The 555-nt window shown below is 72.6% G+C and carries 1 protein-coding gene; it reads left to right on the top strand.

Annotated elements, in window-relative coordinates; all coding sequences use genetic code 11:
• The coding region (locus ABTU92_RS29830; RefSeq protein WP_408095156.1) for a nitrogenase component 1 at positions 1 to 555 on the top strand (555 nt) is incomplete at both ends.

Below are 555 nucleotides of genomic sequence, written 5' to 3'. Positions count from 1 at the left end.
GCTTCTCGGTCGCCGCGAACGGCGACGAGGCGTTCGTGCTGGGCGAAGCGCTGCAGACGGTCGCACGGGTTCCGTTCGTCGGGGCCGACCGTCCGATCGGCACCGCCGGCACCGGGCGCTGGCTCGCCGCGGTCGGCCGCGCGACCGATCGCGAGGATATGGCCCGGCACGTTCACGCCGGCGAGCTCGCCGACCTCTCGGGCCTCCTTCAGTCGAAACCGCTCGCCGGCGTCCGCGTTCACGTCGCGCATGCCCCGGCGACCGCCTTAGCGCTCGCCGACCTGGTGAAGGAACTCGGCGGGCACGTCACGTCGATCACGCTCGACCATGTCGACCGGCTGCATCTCGACACGCTGCGTGCCCTCGCGACGCGCGATCCGGACGTCGTCGTCCATGTCGGCGACGGGCAGGCCTTCGAGGAGGTCAACCTGCTGTCGCGGCAGCCCGTCGATCTCTATGCCGGTGCCGGCCTCCATGTCGCGCAGATCGCCCGCACCGGCCGCCCGGTGCTGTTCCTGCCGCGCGTTCCGCTCGCCGGCTATGCGGGCGTGCGCG

The sequence above is a fragment of the Rhodoplanes sp. SY1 genome (assembly GCF_046000175.1).
Classification (GTDB): Bacteria; Pseudomonadota; Alphaproteobacteria; order Rhizobiales; family Xanthobacteraceae; genus Rhodoplanes.
This window is presented reverse-complemented; position numbering and strand designations above follow the sequence as displayed.